We start from the raw sequence: 19882 nt of genomic DNA on the forward strand, positions 1-19882 counted from the left end.
GAGGCCGGCTATCCCGTAGAGGATTCGGGGCGTCGCGGCACACCGCGACGCCCCGGGGACCATCAATCCTGGAGCATGCGCTTCAGGAGCTCGACCTCGTCGTTCAGTACGTTGTCCTCGCCGATCAGCTTGTCGATCTTGCGCACGGCGTGCAGCACCGTGGTGTGATCGCGCCCGCCGAAGCGGCGGCCGATCTCGGGCAAGGAGCGAAGGGTGAGCACCTTCGAGAGGTACATCGCGATCTGGCGCGGCTTGACCACCGCGGCCGTGCGCCGCTCGGACAGGATGTCGGAGCGCGAGACGTTGTAGCGCGAGGCCACCAGCTTCTGGATGTCCTCGATCTTGATGCGCTTGGGCTCGCGGTTCTTGACGAGATCGCGGATCGCGGTCTCGGCGGTCTCCATGGTCACCGCCGTGCCCGTGAGGGTGGCGTGGGCCAGGAGCCGGTTCACGGCGCCCTCGAGGTCGCGGCCATTGGCCGTGATCGCCCGGGCGACGTAGGTGGCCACCGTGGGCGAGACCTCGAAGTTCGGATGCGAGACCTGGACGGCCGCCAGGCGCGCCGACAGGATCGAGGCGCGCAGCTGCTCGTCGAGGCTGCCGATCTCCACCACGAGGCCGCCGGCCAGGCGCGAGCGCACGCGCTCCTCCAGGGCTTCGAGCTCGGTGGGCGGACGGTCCGAGGCGACCACCACCTGGCGGCCGGCATCGATCAGCGCGTTGATGGTGTGGCCGAATTCCGCCTGGATCGACTTGCCCTGGATGAACTGGACGTCGTCGAGGATGAGGAGGTCGATCGCGCGCAGACGCTCTTTGAAGGCGAGCGCGTTCTGGGTCTTCAGGGCGTTGACGAAGCCGTACATGAAGCGGTCGGCAGTGAGATAGATCACCCGGCGGCCAGATTCCCGGGCGGCGTGACCGATGCCGTGGAGGAGGTGGGTTTTCCCCAAGCCGACGCCGGCATGGAAGTAGAGCGGGTTGTAGAGAGCGCCCTGGCCGTCGTGGCGTGCGACGCGCTCGGCCGCGGCGTGGGCGAGGGCGTTGGAGCGACCGACGACGAAGCTCGCGAAGGTCAGGCGGTTGTCGAGGGGGGCGCCGTTCAGGTCACCGCCGGCCTCGCCGCGCGGGGCCTGAGCCGACTCGCCGTCGGTGAGGCTCATGGCGTCCCCGTGCGACGGCATTGCCGAGCCGGCGGCCTGGAGGCGGGCGAGGGGGCTCGCGGCGCTGCTCGCCGTCTTCGGAGCGCTGGGGACGGGGCGGGCCGCGGCGGAGGGACCGCGCACCGAGACGTCGAGGCGCGACACCGTCTCGACCTCGCTGCGGAACGTGGTCAGCACCCGGTCGAGGTAGTGGGACTCGATCCAGCTCTTCAGGAATCGGGTGGGCACCGTGAGGCGGGCGGTTCCGTCCAGGACCTCCACCAGTTCGAGGCGGGCGAACCAGCTCGCGAACACGTCCTCGCCCAGCTCCGCCCGCAGGCGGCGCTTCACCCGGGCCCAGGCGGCCACCGTATCGGGACCGCTCACGCCGCTCATGCCCATCTCGGCATTGCCGGACACGCTTCCGTCGACATGCATCATCGCTCTCCTCGTGCCGAGAGCGGAGGGCCGCCACCGGTACGTACGCACACTTGACTGACGTTGCGCCCCGCGAGGCATTCGCGGGACGCATAATGCCGGGCCAGAGTCAACTGCCTCTGGGGTGGCTTTTGTCGATGAAGCAAGCCTATCAACAATAAGCTACGGTTCTCCTAACAACGGGACTTATGGGGATAGCAAAAATTGCAGCAATTCCGACGCTGGCTTCCAGTCCTGAGTCCAGGCGACGCTCCCACCTTGTGGATGATTCGCCCTGGACTCGGCAGTCTGGGGTATTTGTTGGTTCATCGTGACACATCGTTAAGCTACACTCGCCCTCGACGGGTCGCAACCAAACAGATTTCGATTAGCGTTAACGCCTCGTCACCAGAACTGTCCTGATTCGGGAGTTCGACGCGCGCCATTGGCGAAGTCTCTGTCGCGCTCAGCTCAACATCCGCGCATCGGCTGCAGGTGACCGTGGTCGAGCACGACCTGGCTTCGCGGATCGACGGGCCGAAACGAAAAAAGCCCGGCATCGCTGCCGGGCTCTTTCGGGTCTCTTCGGGAAGAGGGATTTAGGCGGCGAGCGCCTTCACCCGCGCGGCAAGGCGCGAGACCTTCCGGGAGGCGTTGTTCTTGTGCACGATGCCGTGCTGAGCGGCCCGCATGATCTCGGGCTCGGCGGCGCGGAGGGCGGTCAGTGCGTTGGACTGATCACCGGCGGCGATGGCCTCCTCGACCTTGCGGACGAAGGTGCGCATACGGCTGCGACGCGAGCGGTTGACCGCGGTGCGCTTCGCAATCTTGCGGGTCATTTTCTTGGCCGACACGGTGTTGGCCATGGGGCATCCTCGTCACGTTTGAGGCGATCGCGACGAGCCCGCGGGCTTGAGTGTCGGTGGATCGCGTGCAGGTTGTTCGGGCAATGGCGAAGCCGACGATCGCGGGGTGCGCGTCCGTCGGCGATGGGGGCTCTATAGCCACGCGTTGCCGATCCGTCAACGGAACGTCATCGTGCCGTCGTCGGTTCGCCGCCGTGGACCCGACAGACGACGGGCCACGCGCGAAGGGGAGAGGGGCGCGGATGCTGAGCGAGGCGGAACGGGTGCGGATCGCGCGGCATCGACCCGCATCCGGCATGGCGACACCGCGATTCTCCGGGGTCGCCAGCTTCATGCGCCTGCCCGTGATCGACCCATCCGAGGCGCCCGGGCAAATCGATCTCGGCCTCGTCGGCATTCCCTTAGATGGCGCGACCACCAACCGGCCCGGCGCACGACTGGGGCCGCGCGGGGTGCGCGAGGCCTCCACGGGCACCCGGGCCCGAAACGCCGCCACCGGCGTCGCGCCCTACGACCTCGCGGCCTGCGCCGATCTCGGCGACGTCCCCGTCAATCCCGTCGACGTGGCCGCGACGGCCCGGGCCATCGAGGCCTTCTATCGGCCCCTGGCGGACGCCGGGATCGTGCCGCTCTCGGTCGGAGGCGACCACTTCGTCACCTACCCGGTGCTGCGGGCCCTCGGCGCGGCGCGCCCCGTCGGCCTGATCCACATCGACGCCCATAGCGACACCGATGACGGGCAGTACGACGGTACGCGCCTCACCCACGGCACCCCGTTCCGCCGCGCCATCGAGGACGGCGTCCTCGATCCCCGCCGCATGGTGCAGATCGGCTTGCGCGGCAGCGTCGATTCGGCGGACGAGCTCGATTGGGCCCTGGCCCAGGGCGTCCACATCGTGCCGATGGAGGCGGTGATCGAGCGCGGCCTGCCGGCGGTGCTGGCCGAGGCCCGCGCCGTGGTCGGCACCGCGCCGACCTACCTGAGCTTCGACATCGACGCCCTCGACCCCGCCTACGCTCCCGGCACCGGCACGCCCGAGATGGGCGGCTTCACCGCCCGCGAGGCGCTGCAGATCGTCCGCCGGCTCCGCGGCCTCGACCTGATCGGCGCCGACGTGGTCGAGGTCGCGCCGCCCCTCGATCCCTCCGGGGTGACGGCCCTCGCGGGCGCCACGCTCGCCTTCGAGCTTCTCTGCCTCCTGGCCGAGGCGTGCGGCGCACGCAGAGCGTGTATCGAGCGCAGCTGACACACGCGCGTCATGCAGACAGGCCAAGAGCCCACGGAAGCTTAACCGTAGGGAACGGCCGTGTTGCACCATCGAAGCCGGGCGGCAGGCGCCGCCGGATCCATGATCGCCGCGTTCGCGGTGGTCGGCGCCGCTTCGGCGCAGGAGATCCGAACCCCGAACATCAGCCGGGTGGCCGGGGCCGTGTCGGTCCCCTTCAATGGGAGCACCACTGTCAACCAGGGGCTGCAGGGTGTGGGCCGCCTCTCGGCCGACACCCGCGACTTCCTGGGTGATTCGCTGGGCTCGTTCTCGTCCCTGGCGATGGACCTGAGCACCTGGCGCCGCACGGGCGGCAGCTATCAGGGTACGCTCTACACGCTGCCGGATCGCGGCTACAACAATCCGGACGGCGGACTGTTCTCCGACTACGTCGGGCGCCTCAACCGCTTCACCCTGTCCTTCACGCCGGACCCGGGTGCGAACCTGCCCCAATCCACGGCATCGCAGCGTCAGATCACCCTGACCCAAACCGGCGGGATCGTCCTGACCGACGCGCGGGGCCAGCGCTTCAGCGGCCTCGACCCGGGCGCCGGCTCCACGACGCAGCTGGGCGCCGTGCTGCCGTCGGCCACCACGGGGCCGAGCGCCGGCCGCATCAGCCTCGATGCCGAGGGTCTCGTCCGCAAGCTCGACGGATCCTTCTACGTCAGCGACGAGTACGGCCCCAACGTCTATTACTTCTCCGCGGCGGGGCAATTGCAGGGGGTCATCGGCATCCCGGCCGCCCTCCAACCCCGCACCGACGGACGCCTGAACTTCAACTCGACCACGCCGCCCACCGAGTCCGGTCGCCGCAACAATCAGGGGCTCGAGGGGATCGCACTGACGCCGGACGGGCGCGGCCTCGTCACCATCCTGCAGAGTGCGACGGTGCAGGATTCGGGCGCCGGCCAGGAGCAGCGCGCCAATACGCGCATCCTCTACTACGACGTCTCGCGTACGCCGACGCCCGGTGCACCGACGCGCGAGTACGTGCTGCAACTGCCCACCTACAAGCAGAACGGCAACGGGGGCGCCCCCAACCGCACGGCGGCCCAGAGCGAGATGCTGGCCCTGAACGACACCCAGTTCCTCGTCCTGGCGCGGGATTCCAACGGCCTCGGGACCGGCTCGACGACCCCGATCGTCTACAAGAGCGTGCTGCTCGTCGATACGGCCGGGGCCACCAACATCGCCGGTACGGCCTATGACGGGGTCACGCCGATCGCGCCGGGCGGCGTCCTGCGCGCGGGCATCACGCCGGTCCAGACCACGGAGGCCGTCAACCTGCTCAATCCGGTGCAGCTCGGCCGATTCGGGATGAACCTGAACACCGATCCGGCCACGCAGACGACGATGCCGGAGAAGCTGGAGGCGATGGGCCTCGTCCCGGCGCTCAGCGAGAAGGCTCCGAACGACTACTTCCTGCTGGTGGGCAACGACAACGACTTCCTCAGCCGCAAGGGGGTGATCAACGGCCGGAGCTACGATGCGGGCCTCAACAACGACAACCTGCTGCTCGCCTACCGGCTGACGCTTCCGACCTACGTCGATCCCTACGCGCTCGCCGTGATGAAGCAGACCGCGCCGGTCGTCCTGCAGAGCCTCGGCGGCGGTCTGCTGGGCGTCGCGGCCTCCGCGACCCGCAGCGTGCAGGACCACCTCTCGGCCCTGCGCCGCGGCACCGGCTCGGCCGGCCCGTGGGGACGGGCCGGGGGCGCCTGGATCGGCGGTGATGTGGTCTTTGCTGATCAGCCCCGCAGCGGCGGTGCGGAGCTCGACCGAACGGTGGCGCAGGGCAGCGCCGGCATCGACCTGCCCATCGATGGCCCCTGGCGCGCCGGGATCGCGATCGGCGGTGGGGGCGGGTCGCTGCGCCGCGCCGGCGGTGTCCGCCAGGATCAGAGCGCGTTCACCGCCGCGGCCTATGCGGGCTACTACGGTCCGGGCTTCTACGCCCAGGGCATCGTCGGCGGCGCGCCGGTGGTGAACTTCGATCGGATCCGCCGCCCTGCCGCCTACGGACTGACGGGCACCGGCAGGACCTCCGGTCGCGCCCTCGCCCTGGATGTCGAGCTCGGCGCGCCGTTCGCCATCGCCGATGTCCGCCTGACGCCCTTCGCGGGCTTCACGCATCTGTCGGGTCAGGTCGAGGGCTTCACCGAGAGCGGCGCGACCGGCAACAACCTGGCCTATCGCGGGCTCGCCGTCGCGCAGGACACCGCGCGCTTCGGTCTCGAACTCGCCTTCTCGGGTTGGGGCGACCTCATTCCCGCGCTCCGCGTCGCCTATAATCTCGCCACAGGTCCGGCAGGCAGCAGCGCCGCGGTCCGGCTCGCCAGCGTCGAGAATGCCATGGCGAGCGCGTCTGTGGCGGTCCCGTTCCTGCGCAGCGACTTCGTCACGGCGGGGGCCGGCCTCCAGGGCAACCTCACCGAGCAGCTCGGCTGGCGGCTCGACTATCAGGCCGCGATCGGGACCCGGGCAGGCCTGGGTCATGGCCTGACCGCAGGCCTGCGCTATCAATGGTGAGCCTGGGCCGGCCTTGGCGGGTACCTGGCGTTCGGCCGGACCTCGGATCGATCGGTTGACCCGAGCGGCGCCGGCGCAGAGCCTGCGCCGGCCGATTCACCCGAAAGGTCTGCCGCTTGGAACCCGCTCTCACGCTCTACCACGCCCCTCAGACGCGCTCCTCCGGCGTGCGCATCCTGCTCGAGGAGCTCGGCGCGCCGCATACGCTGGACGTCCTCGATCTGCAGTCGGGACGGGGCCGGGAGCCCGCGTACCTCCGGATCAATCCCCTGGGGAAGGTCCCGGCCCTGCGCCACGGCGAAGCGCTGATCACCGAGCAGGCGGCGATCTACCTCTACCTCGCCGACCAGTTTCCGGAGCGCGGCCTCGCCCCGCCCATCGGCGATCCCCTGCGTGGGCCGTACCTGCGCTGGATGGTCTTCTACGGGTCGAGCTTCGAGCCGGCGGTGGTGGATCGGGCGCTTCAGCGCGAGCCCGGCCCCAAGGCGATGTCGCCCTACGGCGATTTCGACGCGGTGCTGAGGACGGTGGTCGAGGCTCTCACGCCGGGCCCCTACCTTCTCGGGGAACGGCACTCCGCCGCCGATGTGCTCTGGGGCGCCGCGCTCGGCTGGACCACGGGGTTCAAGCTCGTCCCGGAAGAGCCGGCGATCATGGCCTACCTCGCCCGCGTCAATGCCCGTCCGGCGGTCCGCAAGATCATGGCGGAGGAGGCCACCCTCTCGGCCGAACTCGCGGCGGCGCGGGCCTGAGCGCGGCGCCGGCCGCTTGCGGCCGACCGCCTTCCTGAGAAGCGAAGCCGCCGGGCGCTCAGCCCGGCGGCAACGGCGTTCCGATGCTCTGGACCGCCACGTCGGAGGCGGACGCGGTGGGGGCATAGGCCGCGATCAGGTGGACGCCGATCACCGGTCCGAAGACCAGGGTCATCATCACGGCCATGATCAGCGCGACGTTGGCATCGCCGGTCGCCGCCTTTCGCGCTCTGGGGCGGCGTGCCTTGACGCGCACGAGCTTGGAGCCGTCCGCGCGGCGGAAGCTGAGGGTTCGCACGGGCGCCACGGCGACGCGCAGGCGTGGAAGGGCATTCGAGAAGGTCATCGGCTCACCTCGTTCGACCGGGCCATCGGGGCCGGTCGCGGGCGAGCCCGATCAAGCGATCAGGCGCGGGTCTCGCGGAGGGCCATCGGCGGCGCGGTCCATCGACTACTGTCGCTGGGCATTAGGGTCGGGAGTTCCTGTGGGGCCGCGCGGGCCAGCGGATCTGCTGCACGTGCGAACGACGCCGAAATGATGCGGCGGGAGACATTAGTCAAGCCTTAACGCGCCAGGCCGCGATCGGCTCCGCGCGCTTTTTCAGGGCCTGTGGATCAGGCGTCGAGCAGGTCCGCGAAATGCCGGATCAGCCGCCGTCCGACCTCGTCCTTGTCGAGGGTCGGCCAGGTCTCGACGGTGCCGTCGCGCCGGACCAGATGGACGGTATTGGCGGTGCCGCCCATCACGCCACCGGCCGGCGACACGTCGTTGGCGACGATGAGGTCGCAACCCTTCCGGGCGATCTTGGCGCGGGCGTTGTCGAGGACCCTGTCGGTCTCCGCCGCGAAGCCGACGACGAGGCGGGGCCGCCCAACCGGACGTCCGGCGATGGTGGCAAGGATGTCGGGGTTCTCGACCAGGGCCAGGGGCGCCGGCGCGGTACCGTCCTTCTTGATCTTGGATCCGCGCGTCTCGGCCGGTCGCCAGTCGCCGACGGCGGCGGCGAAGATGGCGAGGTCGGCGGGGAGGGCGGCTTCGACCGCCGCCAGCATCGCGCGCGCCGTCTCCACCGCCACCACCTGAACGCCGGGCGGATCAGGGATCGCCACCGGCCCGGACACCAGGGTGACCGTCGCGCCGGCAGCGGCGGCCGCGGCCGCGATGGCGTGGCCCTGGCGCCCGGACGAGCGGTTGGCGAGGTAGCGCACCGGGTCGATCGGCTCGTGGGTCGGTCCGGAGGTCACGAGCACGCGCCGACCGGCCAAGGGACCGGCCAAGAAGCCGGCCAAGGGACTGGCCAGAGGGCCGGCCAAGGGGCCGGACGCCGCCTCGGCGGTCTGGTCGCGTCCCGCCAGGAAGCCGAAGCCGGAGGCCGGACGGGCCTGTTCCAGCATCGCCTCCACCGCGTCGGCAATCTCGGTGGGCTCGGCCAGGCGGCCGGGCCCGAACTCGGCCTCGGCCATGGCGCCGTCATTGGGACCGACGACGTGGACGCCGTCGCCGCGCAGGGTGGCGAGATTGCGCTGCGTCGCAGGGTGCTGCCACATCCGCACGTTCATGGCGGGCGCGATCAGGATCGGCAGGGTCGTGGCCAGCAGCACCGTGGCGGCGAGGTCGGACGAATCGCCCGTGGCCATGCGGGCCATCAGGCTCGCCGTCGCGGGTGCGACCACGATGGCGTCGGCATCGCGCGCCAGCTTGATGTGACCGATATCGGCCTCCTCGGCCCGGTCGAACAAGTCCGTATGGGCGCGTTCGCCGGCGAGCGCCGCCGCCGCCAGGGGCGTCACGAATTCCTGGGCGCCCTTGGTCAGGAGCGGGCGCACCTGCGCCCCCCGCTCCCGCAGGCGCCGGATCAGGTCGAGCGCCTTGTAGGCGGCGATGCCGCCCCCGATGACGAGGAGGATACGGCGGTTCTGAAGCGGGCGGGTCATGGTCGAACCCCTCGGGAGGCGAGCCTGACGGATCGTTGCGGGGCAGGCTAACGGAACGCCATCACCAGCGCACCGATGGCGATGCCCCAGAGGGCGACCGTCGACCAGATCGCGCGCTTGCGCTCCGCCCGGGCGAAGACGTCGAGACGGCCGGCCTCGCTGGAGCCCGTCTCGTCGAGGCGCACCAGGATGCGGCGCAGGCGCTGGGCGAGGTCGGGAAGGTCCGAGACGACGTCCGTGATGGTGAGGGCCGCGCGGCCGAGGCTCTCGACCCGGCCCACCGGCCCGAGGTTTCGGGCGATCCACGAGCGCACCACGGGCTCGGCGCCGGTCCACATGTCGAGCTGCGGATCGAGGGAGCGGGCGACGCCCTCGACCACCACCATGGTCTTCTGCAGCATCACCAGTTCGGTGCGGGTGCTCATGTCGAACAGGGCGGTGATGTCGAACAGCAGGGTGAGCACCCTGGCCATCGAGATCTCGTCGGCCTTGCGCTGGTGGATCGGCTCGCCGATCGCCCGGATCGCCTGGGCGAAATCCTCGACCGAATGGTGCGCCGGCACGTAGCCGGCCTCGAAATGCACCTGGGCCACGCGCTTGTAGTCGCGCAGGATGAAGCCCAGCAGGATCTCGGCGAGGAAGCGCCGCTCCATGTGCCCGAGGCGGCCCATGATGCCGAAATCGACCGCCACCAGGGTCCCGGTCGGATCGACGAACAGGTTCCCGGGATGCATGTCGGCGTGGAAGAAGCCGTCCCGGATGGCGTGGCGCAGGAAGGACTGGATCACCGCCCGGCCGAGGGCCTTGGGGTCGTGCCCGGCCGCCACGATGGCGGCGCGGTCGTTCAGGCGGATGCCCTCGATCCATTCGCTGGCGAGCACGTCGCGGGCGGTCAGCTCCCAGTCGGGCTTCGGCACGCGGAAATCCGCGTCGTTCTTCGTGTTCTGGGCGAGCTCGGACATCGCGGCCGCTTCGAGCCGGAAATCCATCTCCATCATCACCGAGCGGGCGAGGATCTCCACCACCTCGCGGGGGCGCAGGCGCTCCGCCTGGGGCGAGAGCGCGTGGACCACGCGGGCCATGAAGCGCATGACCTGGAGGTCGCGCTGGAAGCGCTCGCGCACGCCCGGGCGCATGATCTTGATCGCCAGGACGCGTTCGGTGCCGTCGAGGTCGAATAGATGGGCCTTGTGCACCTGCGCGATCGAGGCCGCCGCGATCGGCGGGCTGAACGAGACGAAGAGATGCGCCACCGGCTTGCCCAGCGCCGCCTCGACGAGGCGGATCGCGGTCTCCTGCGGGAAGGGCGGGACACGGTCCTGCAGGGTCTCGAGGTCGCGCGCCGCCGCCATGCCGACGATATCGGGCCGGGTGGCGAGGAACTGGCCGAACTTGACGTAGCTCGGCCCGAGGCGCGTCAGCGCGCGCTGGAGCGGGCCGGCGCCGACTCCCAGGCCGGGACGCTCCAGCATCCGGCCGATCCGCAGCACGAATCGGAGGTGCGGTGGCAGATCGGCGGAATTCACCAGCGCGAGCGCGCCCTCGCGGGCGAGCACGAAGCCGACATGCGCGCCCCGGATCAGGTGAACGACGGCGCCGAGCATCAGGCGGCCCGCGTCGTGACGAGACCCACGGTCACGAGACCTTCCAGCCCGAATGGATCGCGACGATGCCGCCCGTGAGGGCGCGGTGGCTGACGTGGCGGAAGCCCGCCGCCTCGATCATCCCGGCAAAGCGCCCGGGGGAGGGGAACTTGCGGATCGATTCCACGAGGTAGCGGTAGGAATCGGCGTCGCCGGCCACGCGTGCGCCGAGGCGCGGGATCACGTGGAACGAGTAGGCGTCGTAGATCCGGTCGAGCACCGGGAGATCGACCTTCGAGAATTCGAGGCACAGGAACCGTCCGCCGGGCTTCAGCACCCGGTGCGCCTCCGCGAGCGCCTTGTCGATCCGGGGCACGTTCCGGATGCCGAAGGCGATGGTGTAGGCGTCGAACTGCTCCGCCGGGAGCGGCAGGGCCTCGGCATTGGCCGTGACGAAGTCGATGCGCCCGGTGAAGCGGTCGCCCGCCCGCTCGGCACCCACCCGGAGCATCGCCTCGTTGATGTCGAGCACGGTGGTGTGCGTCGCGGGGCCGCCGGCCTCCAGGGCGCGGAACGCGATGTCGGCGGTGCCGCCGGCCACGTCGAGGTGCCGGAAGGGCCGGTTGCGCGGGGGCCGCAGCATCGAGATCAGGTGCGACTTCCAGGCCCGGTGCAGCCCGCCCGACATCAGGTCGTTCATGAGGTCGTAGCGCTTGGCGACCGAACGGAACACGTCGTCGACGCGGCCCTGCTTCTCGTCGAGCGCGACGCTCTCGAAGCCGAAATCAGTGGTCTCGTCGGTGGCCATGGGCGTCTCCATGGCCGTCTCCATAGCGAAGCCGTGCCGAGAGTGCCATCTGGCTCGATCGCGCAGGTCGCGTTCTCCCGAACTACGCGGCCGCTCGGCGGACGGGATCGGCCGGCTGATACAGACCCAGATCGTCCCAGGTGTTCCGGCCCTGCGCCTCCTGCGCCTGGCGGAACAGCACCGTGCGCATCGCATCCGCCTCGGCCGAGTCGAGATTGTTGCCCGCCTTGATCACCGTGGCCAGCGACAGCCCGAGCCGATCGAGGCCGAGCGCCTTCTCGATGAGGCCGACCAGCATGTCCGCGGTCTTCTCCTGCTTCAGCACCGCGACGGTGTCGGCGTCGAGATGCAGGCGCCGGGCGAAATCGTCGACCCTGTTCGGATCGTCCGGATCGGCCTTCAGCGCGGTGAAGGCATCCTCGACCGCTGCCATGAAGCTCGATTGCGTGGCGTAGGCACCGCGTTCGATGCCGAACACCTGCCCGACGCGGTTCAGGAACGCGACCATCTCCTTCAGGGGGTTCGGTTGATTCACGCCGAAGAGGGCGGCGCTGGCCTCCGCCTCGGTGCGCCGCGTTCCGGGTTCCTCGGAGGGCGACGGCAGGCGGGTTCGAATGAGGTCCGGCGTTCCGGCCGACGTCGGTGCGGACGATTGCCGCAGCAGGGTCAGAGCCGTCACCCCAGGACGCGTGGATAAGATCACTTCGCTGCTCCCGACATCAGGACCGTCGCCGAAATCGGGTTCGGCGATCGGTGAGCACAGAGAGCACGAACCCACTGATATTCCGTTAAACTCTGGGTTGCATCTTTACGCCTGCACGGGTGCGGCGCCTTCGTCGATCGCTGCACGTCCCCATGGCTGGCAGCCGCGGACATGCCCATCTGGAGGGACAGCGTCGCCGAGAGCGAGAAAGGGCGTCATGCCGGAGCTTCCCGAAGTCGAGACTGTCCGTCAGGGCTTGCTGCCCGCCGTGGTCGGCGCGCGCTTCAGCCGGGTCATTCTCCGGCGCGCGAACCTGCGCTTCCCGTTTCCGGACCGCTTCGCGGAGCGCCTGGAGGGCCGCACCGTGACGGATCTGGCGCGGCGGGCGAAGTACCTCACCGCCGGTCTCGATTCCGGCGAGACCCTCATCATGCATCTCGGCATGAGCGGGCGCTTCGACGTGGCCCTGCCCGACGGAAGTAACCTGTCGCCGGGGGACTTCTACCTCGAGGGGGCCCTCGGAAACGCCAAGCACGATCACGTCGTGATGGCGATGTCGAACGGGTGCACCGTGACCTACAACGACGTCCGGCGCTTCGGCTTCATGGACCTCGTTCCGACGCCCGCCCTGGCCGAGAGCCGGCATTTCGCCGGCATGGGGATCGAGCCCCTGAGCGAGGCTCTGACCGCCGACGCCGTCGCTCGGCTGTTCCGCAACAAGATCACGCCGCTGAAGGCCGCTCTCCTGGACCAGCGCCTGATCGCCGGTCTGGGCAACATCTACGTCTGCGAGGCGCTGCACCGCGCGGGGCTCCACCCCGAGATGCGGGCGGGACAACTCGCGAAACCGGATGGGACGCCGACGCCGAAGGCCCGGCGGCTGGCCAAGGTCATCGCTGAAGTTCTGACCGAGGCCGTGGCGGCCGGAGGATCGACCCTACGCGATTACGCCCATACCGATGGTGGCAGCGGCGCGTTTCAACACGCATTCCGGGTCTATGACCGGGTCGGCCATCGCTGTGGAACACGGGGATGTACTGGCACGATCGAGCGGATCGTCCAATCCGGACGATCGACATTCTTTTGCGCGACTTGCCAGATCCGTCCGACAAAATAACGGGGGATGAGATCGTGCCACCGCGTCATTCGGGAAATCCCGGCTCTGGCTCGTTAAAGCTCATTTGATAAATCGCTGCGAAGATGATGTTCGGCGAATGGGTCTTCGGTTCTTCGAAAGACTATCCGTCCAACTACACGATGAGCGCTTTCAGCCCGATACAATCGGCTGGGCACGGCCCCCCTCGGAGGTGCCGAGCCTGACCGTTCGGGTTCGCCGGTCCGCTGGAATCCAGGGCACGCATGTACCCCAAAGCGAGCAACGAAGCCGAGCGCCTGAGGGCGCTGCAGGATCTCGATATCCTGCAGGCCGAGCCCGAACCGCACTTCGACGCCATCTGTCGCACGGCGGCGGCCCTGTTCGGCATGCCGATCTCCTACGTCTCGCTGATCGCGGCGAACCACCAGCAGTTCATGGCCAAGTGTGGCCTCGATCTCGACGAGACCGGCCGCGAGGGCGCGTTCTGCAACTACGCCATCCTGTCGGACGACGTGTTCGTGGTGGAGGATGCCTGGGCGGATCCGCGCTTCCGCGAGAGCCCCCTGGTGATCAATCCGCCGCATGTCCGCTTCTATGCCGGCGCCCCCCTCCTCGCCGAAGCGGGGCTGCGGGTCGGCATCCTCTGCGTCCTCGACCAGGTGCCGCGCCAGTTCGCAGCGGAGGATCGCGCTCGGCTGCAGGATCTCGCCTCGGTCGTGGCGGCGCAGCTCAGCCTGCACCGGGCGAAGGCCAAGCTGCGGGAGCGGGAGGCGCATTATCGGCTCCTAGCCGAGAACAGCTCCGACATGGTGATCTGGGCGACCCTCGACACCGTGCGCCGCTACGTCTCGCCCGCCTCGGGCACCCTCCTGGGCTACGAGGCCGAGGAACTGATCGGCACCCGGCCCATGGACCAGGTCCATCCCGGCGATGCCGAGGCGTTCGGACGCCTCCTGGCCGATCTCTGCGCGGAGCGCATCACCCGGGCGGTGTCGACCCAGCGCTACCGCCGCAAGGACGGCAACTGGATCTGGGTCGAGGTCAACTTCAACCTGACCTACGATGCCGACAGTGAGCGTGCGACGGGCTACGTGGCCGCGGCGCGCGATATCAGCGCGCGCAAGGAGGCCGAGTTCCAGATCGCCCACATGGCCCGGCACGACGCCCTGACGGACCTGGCGAACCGGACGCTGTTTCGCGAGCGCCTCGTCCAGGAACTCGCCATGAGCCAACGGCGCGGCGCCAGTTTCGCCGTCCTGTGTCTCGATCTCGATCGCTTCAAGTTCGTGAACGACACCCTCGGCCATCATGCCGGCGACATCCTGCTCCGAACGGTCGCCGCCCGACTTCGCGCCCTGGTCCGGTCCGAGGACACCGTCGCGCGGATCGGCGGGGACGAGTTCATGATCATCCAGACCGGGCCCGTGGTGGGCAGCAGCATCCGGACCCTGGCCCAGCGCCTGATCGAGGTCGTGTCCCAGCCGATCGACCTCGACGGCAGCAGCGTCACCGTCGGCGTGAGCGTCGGCGTCGCCATGGCGCCCCAGGACGGGACCGAGCCCGACCTGCTGTGCCGGAACGCCGACCTCGCCCTGTTCCGCGCCAAGGATGCCGGACGCAACACCTTCCGGCTCTACGAACCCGGGATGTGCTTCGGCGCGGCCTGACCCCGGTTCACCAGCCGCGGAGGTCGTCCCCGGTCGGCCGACGGCCCTGCGGGGTCAGCCCGTTGACGACCTGTGGCAGGGCCTGGGCCAGCTGCGACAGCAGGTCGTCGCGGTTCAGGCCGGTGCGCTGCTGAAGGGCGTTCACCGTGTCGGAGCCGAGGGCATCGGCCAGACGGGCGGGCGCCACCGGGCGGTTCTCGCCATGCCCGATCCAGGATTCCATGACGTCGCCGAGGCCGCCGCGCTGGAAGCGGTCGATCAGCCCATCGAGCCCGCCGCGGCCGTCCTGCGCCTCGTGATCGAGATGCGCGTAGGGACCCGCACCGGCACTCCGATCTCCCGGCGCCGAGGCGCGATCGCCCGGGCCGTCGAGCATCCCGGAGAGATCACTGAAGTCGCCCTCGCGTCCGGGCAGTGGCGGGGCGTCCTCACCCCGATCGCGACCGTAGCCCGGCTCCGGACCACGGTCCTGGCCGAAGCCGCCGAGATCGCCGTCGTCATCGCCGCGGGGTGCACGGGTTCCACCATGGTGGCCGCCGCCCAGCAGGTCGCCGAGACCGCCGGCGCCCTTCGACATCAGCAGCATCAGGAGAGCCTGGACGATCGGCGACATCGCGCCGCCGAGCATACCTCCGCCTTGCCCGCCACCCTGGCCACCACTTGGGCCGCCCCGCTCGGGCTCGCGGCCGCCCCCGAGCACCTGTCCGAGAACGCCGCCGATGACTTGATCGAGCAGACCCATATGCGCTTCTCCCCTGTGTCGATGAACGGTTGCGACGGCGCGCCGAAACCCTAGTCGCGGCGCGTTCCGCCCGTGCCCGCGCGATCCTTCGCCGGAAGGTGATCCAGCGGGTTCGTGCGGGCACCGGACTTCGCGTCCGACGCGGTGACGGCGGTGGTGGCGGAGATCGCCTTCGGCGGCGCGACCTGACCGGTGGGCCGCTCGGCGGCGCCGGTGGCGGCGTCACGGCCGGGCAGGGTGCCGGGCGTCGGCTGGTCGTTGGGATTTGCGGCCGTCTGCGCCGAGGCCGGACGCAGGCTCACGGGCCCGACGAGCAGGCCGGCGGCGCCGGAGAGGGCGAGGCCCGACAGGAACAAGGCGGTGACCGCACCGCCGGCGCGGGGCCGGAAGGCCGGGCGGCAGGCGCCGGCGTGGGGCGAGGAGGTCTGGATCACGGGACAGGCTCCGGATGCGAGGGGACGTCTGTTCCCGAACCAAGCCCCGCCGCCGCCGATGGGTTCCGGCCCGCGGACGCGCAAACGGGAGGGGTCCGTCGCGATCAGCCGCGCTTGCGTCCGCCCCCGCCCTTGTATTTCGGCTTCTGTCCCCCGAGCCCCTGCGTCGAGCGGGCCTTCGGGCGTTCCTGCCAGACCGGCGCGCCGAGCGGCAGCTCGCGGTCGGTGCCCGGCCCCATATTGTCCAGGGTCGGCTTCGAGATGCGGCTCTGCTTGGCCCCGAAGCGCCCCGCCTCCCGCTCCACGTCGCCCTGGCGGGCCATCGGGTCGTCGGAGACCAGCAGCTCGGTGGCTTGCAGGCGCTTGAGCTCGTCGCGCAGGCGCGCGGCCTCCTCGAAGTCGAGATCGGCGGCGGCGGTGCGCATCCGCTTCTCGAGGTCCGCCATGACCGCCTTCAGGTTGTGCCCGATGGTGACGGCGTTCTTCGCCAGCCCCGTATCCACCTGGACGTGGTCGCGCTCGTAGACGCTGTCGAGGATGTCGGCGATGCCGCGCTTCACGCTCTGCGGCGTGATGCCGTGCTCTTCGTTGTAGGCCAGCTGCTTGAGGCGGCGGCGCTCGGTCTCGGCCATCGCCCGCTCCATCGAGCCGGTCACCTGGTCGGCGTAGAGGATGCAGCGGGCATCCGCGTTTCGGGCCGCGCGGCCGATGGTCTGCACCAGCGAGGTTTCCGAGCGGAGAAAGCCCTCCTTGTCGGCATCCAGGATGGCCACGAGCGCGCATTCCGGAATGTCGAGTCCCTCGCGCAGGAGGTTGATGCCGATCAGCACGTCGAACGCGCCGAGACGCAGGTCGCGGATGATCTCGATGCGCTCCAGGGTGTCGATGTCGGAGTGCATGTAGCGCACCCGCACGCTGTTCTCGTGCAGGTATTCGGTCAGGTCCTCGGCCATGCGCTTGGTCAGGGTCGTGACCAGGGTGCGGTAACCGGCCTGGGCCACCTCCCGCACCTCGCCGAGCAGGTCGTCGACCTGCGAGCGCGCCGGCCGGATCTCGATCACCGGGTCGACGAGGCCGGTGGGGCGGATGACCTGCTCGGCGAAGACGCCGCCGGTCTGCTCCATCTCCCACTTGGCCGGCGTGGCCGAGACGTGGATCGATTGCGGGCGCATCGCGTCCCATTCCTCGAAGCGCAAGGGGCGGTTGTCGAGGCAGGAAGGCAGGCGGAAGCCGTATTCTGCCAGCGTCGCCTTGCGGCGAAAATCGCCCTTGTACATGCCGCCGATCTGCGGAACCGTGACGTGGCTCTCGTCGGTGAAGACCAGCGCGTTGTCGGGCAGGTACTCGAACAGGGTCGGCGGCGGCTCGCCGGGCTTACGCCCCGTCAGGTACCGCGAATAGTTCTCGATGCCGTTGCAGGCCCCGGTGGCCTCGATCATCTCGATGTCGAAGGTGCAGCGCTGCTCGATGCGCTGTGCCTCGATCAGGCGGCCCATCTTCGTCAGCTCGTCGACCCGCTGTTTCAGCTCGGTCTTGATCCCCTTGATCGCCTGCTGGAGGGTCGGGCGCGGCGTCACGTAGTGCGAGTTGGCGTAGACCTTTACGAACTTGAGGTCGTTGATCTTCTTGCCCGTGAGGGGATCGAACTCGGTGATCGATTCGATCTCGTCGCCGAACAGGCCGATCCGCCAGCCGCGATCCTCCAAGTGGGCAGGCCAGAGTTCGATCACGTCGCCGCGCACCCGGAAGGTGCCGCGGGCGAAGTCCGACTGGATGCGCTTGTACTGAAGCGCCACGAGGTCGGCGATGAGCTGCCGCTGCTCGATCTTCTCTTCGAGAGACACCGTGAACGACATCGCGGTGTAGGTCTCCACCGAGCCGATGCCGTAGATGCACGAGACCGAGGCGACGATGATGACGTCGTCGCGCTCGAGCAGGGCGCGGGTGGCGGCGTGGCGCATGCGGTCGATCTGCTCGTTGATCGACGATTCCTTCTCGATGAAGGTATCCGAGCGCGGCACGTAGGCCTCGGGCTGGTAGTAATCGTAGTACGAGACGAAATACTCGACCGCGTTGTCGGGGAAGAAACTCTTGAACTCCCCGTAGAGCTGTGCCGCCAGGGTCTTGTTCGGCGCCAGGATCAGGGCCGGACGCTGGGTCTCGGCGATGATCTTGGCCATGGTGAAGGTCTTGCCGGAACCGGTGACGCCCAGGAGCACCTGGTCGCGCTCGGCCTTGCGCACGCCGTCGACCAGCTCGGCAATGGCGCGCGGCTGGTCACCGGCCGGCTCGAACTCGGATTTCAGCGTGAAGGCGAGGCCGCCCTCGGACTTCTTCGGCCGATCGGGCCGGTGCGGCACCCAGGTATGGCCGTCCCGGAAGAGCGGATTGCCCTCGGTGAGCAGGCGCGAGAGCGCATCGACGGTGGCCGAGACGCCGTCCGTCGCCAGCGAGGTCTCGTCGTCGTCCGCCGGTTCGACCGCCCCCAGACCTTCCGGGACCGGTCCGTCTTCCGGTGCACGCAGCCCCAGGGCTTGCGCGAGGCGCGGATCGACGTCGGCCGCCTCGCCATGGGCGAAGGTCGCCTGTGCGGCCTCGCCGAAGCCCATGCCGGACGCCTTGTCGGGGACGGTCGCCGAAGGCTTGCTGGAAGCCGCAGGCGCCTTGGTACGCCCGCGCGCCGGTTTCGGCTGCCCCGGACGGGCGGGGGCGGGCGGCGCGATCGGTGGAAGGCGATTCCGGTTCAGCGCGGGGCTGAGGAGGGCCGCCAAGTGCTCGTCGAGAGGCTGAAGCTCCGGCTTCGACGCCTTGGAGTTCGGCGTCCTCGGCGCCGAGGCCTTCGGTCCGGGCGCCTTTGCTCCGACAACTTTGCCGGCTGCACGCTTGCTGTCCGAGCCCGCGCCGTCAGAACCTTGAGAACTCCCGACATTCGTCGTCAGAACCTCCGTCTCGGCAGCGGGGTCGGACACGGCGCGTGGCTTCTTCGGAGTCGGCATGCTGCAAGTATGGTTTCTAGCGGCCGCTTGGAAAAGGGTACGCCGCAACCGGATGTTACGCGCCGGTTGATCCGCCGAGGCGGGAAACGCCGCACGGGGCGATTTATCGCGCCTCGCGCGCCAGGTCGGGAGTCGCGTTCGGTCCGCGACGTGGCGGCCCGCTTCGGATCGCACGCCTTCCCGAAATCGTCGACGGCCTCAGAGGCCGGCTTCCCCCTGCTGCAAGATTCAACGCACGGCTTCCTCGACACTGGCGCCCGTAAAGCTAGGTTTCGCGCAGGACCGACGCCGTAACGTATTCCAGACGGGACAGATCGATGGACCCCGACACGTCACCGAAACCTGAGACCGCGCCGAAACCCGAGCTCGACGCCGACACCTTGGCCTTCGCCGCCCGGGTCTTCCAGTACGCCCGCATGGGCCACGCGGAGGAGCTCGCGGAGCTGTTCGGGCAGGGCCTGCCGGCGAACCTGCGCAACGACAAGGGCGACAGCCTGCTGATGCTCGCCGCCTATAACGGACAGGCCGAGGCGACGCGGGTGATCCTCGAGGCCGGCGGCGACCCCGAACTCGCCAACGACCGGGGCCAGACACCGCTGGCCGGCGCCGCGTTCAAGGGCGACAGGGACATTGCCAACCTGCTCCTCGCCCACGGCGCAGCGGTCGACGGTACGGGAACGGGCAGCCGCACGGCCCTGATGACCGCGGCGATGTTCAACCGCACCGAGATGGTCGCGCTGTTGCTCGCCCACGGGGCCGACCCGGACAGGCGGGATGGCGCCGGCCAGACCGCCGCCGCCCTGGCGGACTCCATGGGGGCGGCCGACACGCCCGCGCAGCTCGCCGGGGCGAAGCGCCCGGGCACCACCGGCTGAGCCGGAACGTTCCCGTCCCACGATCTGCTGCGGATCGCCCGGCCACGGGGCGACCGCGACGAGGAAAGC

Annotated in this window: 16 protein-coding genes; 6 read left to right on the plus strand and 10 right to left on the minus strand. The window is 69.6% G+C overall.

Translation table 11 applies throughout. The features are described 5' to 3' along the window. Positions 1-62 precede the first annotated feature (62 nt). Together dnaA and rpsT are read right to left on the minus strand one after the other, a co-directional pair. Entirely contained in the window at positions 63-1577 is a 1515-nt protein-coding gene (gene dnaA / locus ASF58_RS11600; protein ID WP_055953634.1) for a chromosomal replication initiator protein DnaA, read from the minus strand. Positions 1578-2155: 578 nt separating this feature from the next. Next, positions 2156-2422: a 30S ribosomal protein S20 gene (gene rpsT / locus ASF58_RS11605; protein WP_055951936.1), complete on the minus strand. Its 267-nt coding sequence runs from the start codon at positions 2420-2422 to the stop codon at positions 2156-2158. Between the two features lie 296 nt (positions 2423-2718). Between rpsT and speB the strand changes: the two genes are divergently transcribed. From speB to ASF58_RS11620, 3 genes are all read left to right on the plus strand, one after another. Then, positions 2719-3669, plus strand: coding sequence for an agmatinase (gene speB / locus ASF58_RS11610; RefSeq protein ID WP_244477288.1), 951 nt, complete (start codon positions 2719-2721; stop codon positions 3667-3669). Positions 3670-3771: 102 nt separating this feature from the next. Next, the gene (locus tag ASF58_RS11615; protein WP_082513007.1) at positions 3772-6222 is read left to right on the plus strand and encodes an esterase-like activity of phytase family protein; all 2451 of its coding nucleotides are present in this window, start codon (positions 3772-3774) and stop codon (positions 6220-6222) included. A 116-nt stretch (positions 6223-6338) separates the two neighbouring features. Beyond that, positions 6339-6974, plus strand: a complete 636-nt coding sequence (locus tag ASF58_RS11620; RefSeq protein WP_055951945.1) for a glutathione S-transferase family protein — start codon at positions 6339-6341, stop codon at positions 6972-6974. 58 nt (positions 6975-7032) lie between these two features. Here ASF58_RS11620 and ASF58_RS11625 read toward each other — a convergent pair whose 3' ends face one another. The 5 genes from ASF58_RS11625 to ASF58_RS11645 form a co-directional block, all read right to left on the minus strand. Further along, positions 7033-7320: a hypothetical protein gene (locus tag ASF58_RS11625; protein WP_244477289.1), complete on the minus strand. Its 288-nt coding sequence runs from the start codon at positions 7318-7320 to the stop codon at positions 7033-7035. Between the two features lie 269 nt (positions 7321-7589). Then, positions 7590-8909 (minus strand): phosphopantothenoylcysteine decarboxylase, encoded by a 1320-nt coding sequence (locus ASF58_RS11630; protein ID WP_055951948.1) that lies wholly within the window; start codon positions 8907-8909, stop codon positions 7590-7592. Positions 8910-8956: 47 nt separating this feature from the next. Then, positions 8957-10513 (minus strand): 2-polyprenylphenol 6-hydroxylase, encoded by a 1557-nt coding sequence (gene ubiB, locus ASF58_RS11635; RefSeq protein WP_055951951.1) that lies wholly within the window; start codon positions 10511-10513, stop codon positions 8957-8959. Between the two features lie 31 nt (positions 10514-10544). Continuing rightward, positions 10545-11300, minus strand: coding sequence for a bifunctional demethylmenaquinone methyltransferase/2-methoxy-6-polyprenyl-1,4-benzoquinol methylase UbiE (gene ubiE / locus ASF58_RS11640; RefSeq protein ID WP_055953639.1), 756 nt, complete (start codon positions 11298-11300; stop codon positions 10545-10547). Positions 11301-11382: 82 nt separating this feature from the next. Next, positions 11383-11979, minus strand: coding sequence for a hypothetical protein (locus ASF58_RS11645; RefSeq protein ID WP_055951955.1), 597 nt, complete (start codon positions 11977-11979; stop codon positions 11383-11385). A gap of 241 nt (positions 11980-12220) precedes the next feature. Here ASF58_RS11645 and mutM point away from each other — a divergent pair, with 241 nt between their 5' ends. Both mutM and ASF58_RS11655 read left to right on the plus strand, forming a co-directional pair. After that, a complete protein-coding gene (gene mutM / locus ASF58_RS11650; protein WP_055951958.1) occupies positions 12221-13120 on the plus strand; it encodes a bifunctional DNA-formamidopyrimidine glycosylase/DNA-(apurinic or apyrimidinic site) lyase in 900 nt (299 codons plus the stop codon). Positions 13121-13362: 242 nt separating this feature from the next. Then, positions 13363-14766: a sensor domain-containing diguanylate cyclase gene (locus ASF58_RS11655; RefSeq protein WP_244477290.1), complete on the plus strand. Its 1404-nt coding sequence runs from the start codon at positions 13363-13365 to the stop codon at positions 14764-14766. Positions 14767-14773: 7 nt separating this feature from the next. Here ASF58_RS11655 and ASF58_RS11660 read toward each other — a convergent pair whose 3' ends face one another. The 3 genes from ASF58_RS11660 to uvrB form a co-directional block, all read right to left on the minus strand. Further along, positions 14774-15508 carry a YidB family protein gene (locus tag ASF58_RS11660; protein ID WP_055951961.1) on the minus strand — a complete coding sequence of 245 codons (735 nt, stop codon included), beginning with the start codon at positions 15506-15508 and terminating at the stop codon, positions 14774-14776. Between the two features lie 50 nt (positions 15509-15558). Beyond that, the gene (locus ASF58_RS11665; RefSeq protein WP_348271588.1) at positions 15559-15942 is read right to left on the minus strand and encodes a hypothetical protein; all 384 of its coding nucleotides are present in this window, start codon (positions 15940-15942) and stop codon (positions 15559-15561) included. A gap of 104 nt (positions 15943-16046) precedes the next feature. Beyond that, complete coding sequence (gene uvrB, locus ASF58_RS11670; protein WP_244477291.1) at positions 16047-18911, minus strand: excinuclease ABC subunit UvrB; 2865 nt, start codon at positions 18909-18911, stop codon at positions 16047-16049. 344 nt (positions 18912-19255) lie between these two features. Between uvrB and ASF58_RS11675 the strand changes: the two genes are divergently transcribed. Continuing rightward, positions 19256-19813 (plus strand): ankyrin repeat domain-containing protein, encoded by a 558-nt coding sequence (locus ASF58_RS11675; protein ID WP_055951964.1) that lies wholly within the window; start codon positions 19256-19258, stop codon positions 19811-19813. The last annotated feature ends 69 nt before the right edge of the window (positions 19814-19882 follow it).

It is taken from the genome of Methylobacterium sp. Leaf125, from assembly GCF_001423085.1.
Classification (GTDB): domain Bacteria; phylum Pseudomonadota; class Alphaproteobacteria; order Rhizobiales; family Beijerinckiaceae; genus Methylobacterium.